We start from the raw sequence: 6297 nt of genomic DNA, 5'->3' as shown, positions 1-6297 counted from the left end.
GGGGGGGGGGGGGGTGGCCCGTTCTAAAACCCACGCCGCCCCCCCCACCCCACCCGCGCAGGCCCGTCCCCGCACCCGACAGCCCCGCGCAGCGGCACCGCCCGCCGCAGGCGCAACGGCGAGACGACCCACGGCGGGTCAGACAAAAACGTGGGAAGCAGGCAAGGGCGCAGCCCACGGCGAGCAACCACCACGGCGCGACAGCCGAAAACGTGGGGCCAAAGCAAAGCGCAGCCACTGTCAGTGCCCGCCGCTACTCTCGCTCGTATGGCTGTTTCTACGTCCCCGGAAACGCCGATCCCGGTCGGCGAGGTGTCCCGGCTCATCGGTGGCTGGATCGAGCGGCTCGGCGCGGTGTGGGTCGAGGGGCAGATCACCCAGCTCTCGCGGCGGCCCGGCGCGGGGGTGGTGTTCCTGACGCTGCGTGACCCGTCGTACGACATCTCGGTGAGCGTGACGTGCTACCGCCAGGTCTTCGACAAGGTCGCCGACGTGGTCAGCGAGGGAGCCCGGGTGGTGGTCCATGCCAAGCCGGAGTGGTACGCCCCGCGCGGCCAGCTGTCGCTGCGGGCCGCCGAGATCAAACCGGTCGGCGTCGGGGAACTCCTCGCCCGGCTGGAGCAGTTGAAGAAGTCGCTGGCGGCGGAGGGCCTGTTCGCGGCGGACCGCAAGAAGCCGCTGCCGTTTCTGCCGCAGCTGATCGGCCTGGTCTGCGGCCGGGCGAGCGCCGCGGAGCGGGACGTATTGGAGAACGCCCGGCATCGCTGGCCGGCCGTCCGTTTCGCGGTGCGCAATGTGCCGGTGCAGGGGGTGCATGCGGTCCCGCAGGTGATCGCGGCGGTCCAGGAGCTGGATGCGCTGCCCGAAGTGGACGTGATCATCGTGGCCCGGGGCGGCGGCAGCGTGGAGGACCTGCTGCCGTTCTCCGACGAACAGCTCGTACGGGCCGTGGGCGAGGCCGCGACCCCCGTGGTCTCGGCGATCGGCCACGAGCCGGACAGCCCGCTGCTGGATCTGGTCGCCGACCTGCGCGCCTCGACCCCGACGGACGCCGCGAAGAAGGTGGTGCCCGACGTCGGCGAGGAGCTGGCCCGGGTCCAGCAGCTGCGGGAGCGGGCGCGGCGGGCGGTCGACGGCTTTGTGCAGCGGGAGGAGCGGGGGCTGGCGGCGGCGCTGCACCGGCCGTGCATGGAGCGCCCGCAGCGGATGGTCGAGGAGCGCGCGGAGCAGGTCACGGCGATGCTGGAGCGCGGCCGGCGGACGCTGGGGCATCTGCTGGACCGCGCCGACTCGGAGCTGACGCACACCCTGGCGCGGGTGGTCGCGCTCTCCCCGAAGGCGACGCTGGAGCGCGGCTATGCGGTCCTCCAGAGGCCGGACGGGACGGCGGTGCGCTCGCCGCAGGAGGTCGGTCCGGACGACACCCTGCGGGCCCGGGTGGCCGAGGGCGAATTCCGGGTGCGGGTGGACGGTGCCCCGGGCGCCGCCACGGCCGCCGAATAGTGCACGGACGGACTCTTAGGGTGGGAGACATGGCGAAGGCGAAGACGGACGACGCGGCGGACGCGGAGCAGGGTGCGGCGGCCGGGACGGCCCAGGTGCCCCCGGTGGACTCCACGCTCGGCTATGAGCAGGCGCGGGACGAGCTGATCGAGGTCGTCCGCAGCCTGGAGGCGGGCGGCACGACGCTGGAGGAGTCGCTCGCGCTGTGGGAGCGCGGCGAGGCGCTGGCGAAGGTCTGCCGCCGCTGGCTGGACGGTGCGCGGGCGCGGCTGGACGCGGCGCTGGCGGAGTCGTCGGACGAGGGCGGGGCGGAGCGCGCGTAGGGGTGTCCCTGCGGTCTCCGTGGGCGCGTGGGCTGCCCCGGGGCCGGCCGGAACCCCGGCCCCCGAACCCCGGAACTCCGGGATGAAGCCCGCCGGAACCCCGGCGCGAAGACGGCCCGAACCCCGGCATGAAGACGACCCCTGTGAGCCGACTCACAATAATCCAAATTTAGTTGAACCTTCACACATCTCGCCTACAGTGGATCCCGTAGCGTTCTCCGACGGCACCGCACCCACCGGTGCCCGCAGGACCGCCGAACCCGACCCCCCACCCGACTCACCGAGGTGCCTTTCATGTCTCTCGCCCTTGACGCCGCCGCTCAGGACCTGCTGTTCCGTGAGGCCCGGACCGCCAACACGTTCACGGACGAGCCGGTGACGGACGAGCAGATCCAGGCCATCTACGACCTGGTGAAGTACGGCCCGACCGCCTTCAACCAGACGCCGCTGCGGATCACCCTGGTCCGTTCCCAGGAGGCCCGTCAGCGCCTGGTCCAGCACGCCATGGGCGCCAACGGCCCGAAGACCCTCAGCGCACCGCTGACCGCGATCCTCTCCGTGGACCTGGACTTCCACGAGAAGCTGCCGCAGCTCTTCCCGCACGCCCCGGGCATCAAGGACGCGTTCTTCTCCGAGGCCGCGGTCCGCGAGGCGGCCGGCGGCCAGAACGCCACCCTCCAGGCCGGCTACTTCATCGTCGGCGTCCGCGCCGCCGGTCTGGCCGCCGGCCCGATGACCGGCTTCGACTTCTCCGGCATCGACAAGGAGTTCTTCGGCGACGGCAAGCAGAAGTCCTTCCTCGTCATCAACATCGGCAAGCCGGGCGCGGACGCCTTCTCCCCGCGCTCGCCGCGGCTGACCTTCGACGAGGCCGTCACCGCCGTCTGAGCCCCGGCGGGCCCGCCGGCCCGGACCGGCCGCACCACGCACGAGGCCGCCGCACCCCTCCCGGGTGCGGCGGCCTCAGCGGTGTCGCGGCCTCAGCGGTGTCGCGGTTCCTCAGCCCTTCTTCGCCACCAGCGCGGCGGCCAGATCGGCGAGCCGCCCGTACGGCGCGGTCCCGGTGACGACCGTGGTCACCCCGGACTCCTCGCGGACCAGCGCCCGGTACTTGTCGCCCTGGTAGCGGTCCCACTTCTTGCTGCCGACGGCCTGCTTGCCCTCGGCCTTGGTCGCGCCGAGGGTGACGTCCTTGATGAACTTCCGCGGCAGGGCATCGCTCTGCTCGACGGCCGCGTACTCCTGCTCCGGGTCGAGCATGCCCAGATGCCAGGCGCCGCCCTTGCCGTCCTGGCTCGCCTTGTACGAGACGGAGGTGGCGCGCCAGGTCTTGGGCAGCCCCTCGGGCGCGGCGACCGCATACGGCGCCGCCCGCCGGGCCGTGATCAGTTCGACGCGGTAGTCGACCCGCTTGACCGCGCTCCGCGCCGCGTCCGCGCTCTCGTCGTGCGGGATGAAGATGTAGATCGCCCCGACGAGGATGCCGATCACCGCCAGCGACAGGACCATGTCCCGCACCGTTTGCCTGCCTCGCATACCTGCCACGTCCCTATGGTCCCCTATGGCCGCCACGGGCCCGACAGGCCCCCCGGTCATGGCCGTGACCTGCGCAAAAGCTTCGGCACCCGGTGCCCCCGCGGCTGCTCATGCGTGGGGCCCTCTGCTCATTTTGGCGAGGTACGGATAAGGTCGGTATCACCCTCATCCTTCACGGCCGTCGCCGTACAGAAAGGTGCGCTCGATGACCGAGCATCATCTCCCGTCCCAACTCGAGGTCAGCCCGGAGGCCCCGGACCGCAACCTCGCCCTGGAGCTCGTCCGGGTGACCGAGGCCGGTGCCATGGCGTCGGGCCGCTGGGTGGGCCGAGGTGACAAGAACGGCGCGGACGGCGCGGCGGTCAAGGCCATGCGCGCCCTGATCCACACCGTGTCGATGAACGGCGTCGTGGTCATCGGGGAGGGCGAGAAGGACAACGCCCCGATGCTCTACAACGGCGAGCGGGTCGGCGACGGGACCGGCCCGGAGTGCGACGTGGCCGTGGACCCGGTGGACGGGACGACGCTGACCGCCAAGGGCATGGCGAACGCCGTCTCCGTGCTGGCGGTGGCCGAGCGCGGCTCGATGTTCGACCCGTCCGCGGTCTTCTACATGGACAAGCTCGCCACCGGCCCGGAGGCCGCCGACTTCGTCGACATCACGGCCCCGGTGGCCGTGAACATCAAGCGGATCGCCAAGGCGAAGAAGTCCGCGGTCGAGGACGTCACGGTGGTCATCCTGGACCGTCCCCGCCACGAGGGCCTGGTCAAGGAGGTCCGGGAAGCCGGGGCCCGGATCAAGTTCATCGCGGACGGCGATGTCGCCGGCGCGATCATGGCGGCCCGTGAGGGCACCGGCGTGGACCTGCTGCTGGGCATCGGCGGGACGCCCGAGGGCATCATCGCGGCCTGTGCGCTGAAGTGTCTGGGCGGTGCCTTCCAGGGCAAGCTGTGGCCCAAGGACGACGAGGAGCGCCGGCGCGCGCTGGACGCCGGGCACGACCTGGACAAGGTGCTGGAGATCGACGACCTGGTCCGCGGCGACAATGTCTTCTTCGTCGCCACCGGCATCACCGACGGCGAACTGCTGCGCGGGGTCCGCTACCGCGCCGAGAACGCCTACACCCAGTCCCTGGTGATGCGCTCCAAGTCCGGCACCATCCGCCAGATCGACTCCCAGCACCGGCTGTCGAAGCTGCGCGCCTACAGCTCGGTGGACTTCGAGCGCCCCAGCTAGGGGGCCCGGCGGGCCCTTCCGGCCCGCGCCCGTACACACACTTCGCCCCCGTCGGAGAGTCTCCGGCGGGGGCGAAGTGACCCCTGCGTCCTGTCTGCGCCGTACGGGCCGAAGCCGGTGCCGCGGCGGTCAGCCCGCCGCGGGCATATGGGCCGTGCGCTGGAGCTCGCTCTCCCGGCGCCGCCGGCGGGTCAGCACGACCCGGCGCTCGGCCGCGGTCAGACCTCCCCAGACGCCGTACGGCTCGGGCTGGAGCAGCGCATGCTCCCGGCACTCGACCATCACCGGGCAGCGGGCACACACCCGCTTCGCGGCCTCTTCTCTGGCCAGCCGGGCGGCGGTGGGCTCCTTGGACGGGGCGAAGAACAGCCCGGCTTCGTCCCGGCGGCACACCGCCTCCGAATGCCAGGGGCCGGCCTCGTCGCGAGCAGGCAGTTGCTGGGACGGAACGACAGCGGCATCCAGGGGCTGTTGCGGTAGCAGCACGGTCTACTCCTGACGACGGCTTCGGCGCGAGAATCACCCTTGCCCGTCTCGCTGCGCACGGCCTTTTTCCGCACCCCGCAGCCGTACGAGAGACGATGCACCAGCCCTACCCGCTGTACGCACGCTTATGCACACCGTGGCGATCGTGCGACAACGAGAAAAGCGTCAGCGGACGAACCCTCCGGGAACACCCGGCAGCCGCCCTCCCGGACGCCGGCCGGCCGCAACTCCCCGGCCCCGCGGCCCGTTTGCCGCCGTCAGTCGTCCGTGCCCTTACGGAACCGGTCTTGGCGCTCACGCCGTTCGGAGCGATGCCGCTCGCGGTCCTCCCGGTGCTCCTGCCGCAGCTGCCGGTGCCACTCCCACTGGTCCTGCCGCAGCTGCCGGTGGCGCTCGCGGTGCTCCTCGCGCAGCTCCCGGCGCCCCTCGCGCAGCCGGTCGCGCAGATCGCGGATCCAGGCGCCGCGCTTGGGCTTGGCCTCCACACTGCCCAGCACGGCATAGCCGTTGACCTGGACCTGCGGGGCGTCGGCGTCGCCCGCCTCATGCGTGACGACCTCGAAGCTGCCGAGGATGCCGGAGCCGCTGCTGCGCAGCGTGATGTTCTCCGGGACCCGGATCTCCACGCTGCCGAAGACCGCGGTGACGTTGATCTGGATCTGCTGCTGCGGGAAAACGGCCTCGGTCAGATCGATCTCGACGCTGCCGAAGAACGCCACGGCGTTGATCCGCGCCGGGGCCTGCCATCGGCCCTTGCGGACGGCGGCGCTGAAGATCGCGACGAGGTTCTGGTCCGCTGCCGGGGCGGCGGGCCCGTACGCATACCCGCCCTGGTCCGGCCGCGGACGGCTGCCGCCCGCCGCGGGCAGATCCCGTACCACGGGCTCCAACTCGCCCATGGTCTTGGCGCGGTAGACCGCGTCGATCCGCTCCGCGTGCTCCTCCGGGTCCAGCCGGCCCTCGGCCAGCGCCTCGCGGAGGATCTCGGCGATCCGGTCGCGGTCCGCGTCGGACGCCCGGATATCGCGTTCGGCCACCGCGGGCGGGGCCGGCGCCCCGGCCGCCGGCTTGGCCATGTTCAGCGGTTTCCGCTCCTGGAGCCGGTCCTGCTCCTGAAGCGGTCCGGGCGGGGTCTCAGGGCCCGGACGTCCCCCGTTGTCTGCATCCACCGGCCCAGCGTACCGAAACGCGATAGATCGCGACCAGGGTCCG

7 protein-coding genes are annotated in these 6297 nt (G+C 72.0%); 4 read left to right on the top strand and 3 right to left on the bottom strand.

The genetic code is table 11. The features are described from left to right. Positions 1 to 267 precede the first annotated feature (267 nt). From xseA to ACFWJW_RS01875, 3 genes are all read left to right on the top strand, one after another. Positions 268 to 1503 carry an exodeoxyribonuclease VII large subunit gene (gene xseA / locus ACFWJW_RS01885; protein ID WP_387233395.1) on the top strand — a complete coding sequence of 412 codons (1236 nt, stop codon included), beginning with the start codon at positions 268 to 270 and terminating at the stop codon, positions 1501 to 1503. A gap of 29 nt (positions 1504 to 1532) precedes the next feature. Continuing rightward, complete coding sequence (locus ACFWJW_RS01880) at positions 1533 to 1826, top strand: exodeoxyribonuclease VII small subunit (RefSeq protein WP_387233393.1); 294 nt, start codon at positions 1533 to 1535, stop codon at positions 1824 to 1826. Between the two features lie 294 nt (positions 1827 to 2120). After that, positions 2121 to 2714, top strand: coding sequence for a malonic semialdehyde reductase (locus tag ACFWJW_RS01875; protein ID WP_387233390.1), 594 nt, complete (start codon positions 2121 to 2123; stop codon positions 2712 to 2714). Positions 2715 to 2825: 111 nt separating this feature from the next. On the opposite strand, the gene ACFWJW_RS01870 is transcribed toward ACFWJW_RS01875, so the two are convergent. Further along, positions 2826 to 3362 carry a DUF4245 domain-containing protein gene (locus ACFWJW_RS01870; protein WP_387233387.1) on the bottom strand — a complete coding sequence of 179 codons (537 nt, stop codon included), beginning with the start codon at positions 3360 to 3362 and terminating at the stop codon, positions 2826 to 2828. Positions 3363 to 3567: 205 nt separating this feature from the next. Here ACFWJW_RS01870 and glpX point away from each other — a divergent pair, with 205 nt between their 5' ends. Next, positions 3568 to 4599, top strand: a complete 1032-nt coding sequence (glpX, locus tag ACFWJW_RS01865; RefSeq protein WP_387233385.1) for a class II fructose-bisphosphatase — start codon at positions 3568 to 3570, stop codon at positions 4597 to 4599. A gap of 129 nt (positions 4600 to 4728) precedes the next feature. Here the strand turns inward: glpX and ACFWJW_RS01860 are convergent, their stop codons facing one another. Beyond that, the gene (locus ACFWJW_RS01860) at positions 4729 to 5085 is read right to left on the bottom strand and encodes a WhiB family transcriptional regulator (RefSeq protein WP_387233382.1); all 357 of its coding nucleotides are present in this window, start codon (positions 5083 to 5085) and stop codon (positions 4729 to 4731) included. A gap of 257 nt (positions 5086 to 5342) precedes the next feature. Further along, positions 5343 to 6254 carry a DUF1707 domain-containing protein gene (locus ACFWJW_RS01855; RefSeq protein WP_387233380.1) on the bottom strand — a complete coding sequence of 304 codons (912 nt, stop codon included), beginning with the start codon at positions 6252 to 6254 and terminating at the stop codon, positions 5343 to 5345. Positions 6255 to 6297 lie beyond the last annotated feature (43 nt).

Source organism: Streptomyces sp. NPDC127097 (assembly GCF_042724075.1).
In the GTDB taxonomy this organism is placed as follows: domain Bacteria; phylum Actinomycetota; class Actinomycetes; order Streptomycetales; family Streptomycetaceae; genus Streptomyces.
Note: the sequence above shows the minus strand (reverse complement) of the source record. Positions and strands in the feature narration are given on the sequence as shown.

Coding starts and splice junctions, on each gene's coding strand:
- xseA (WP_387233395.1), top strand. CDS start 268: ATGGCTGTTTCTACGTCCCCGGAAACGCCGATCCCGGTCGGCGAGGTG.
- ACFWJW_RS01880 (WP_387233393.1), top strand. CDS start 1,533: ATGGCGAAGGCGAAGACGGACGACGCGGCGGACGCGGAGCAGGGTGCG.
- ACFWJW_RS01875 (WP_387233390.1), top strand. CDS start 2,121: ATGTCTCTCGCCCTTGACGCCGCCGCTCAGGACCTGCTGTTCCGTGAG.
- ACFWJW_RS01870 (WP_387233387.1), bottom strand. CDS start 3,362: ATGCGAGGCAGGCAAACGGTGCGGGACATGGTCCTGTCGCTGGCGGTG.
- glpX (WP_387233385.1), top strand. CDS start 3,568: ATGACCGAGCATCATCTCCCGTCCCAACTCGAGGTCAGCCCGGAGGCC.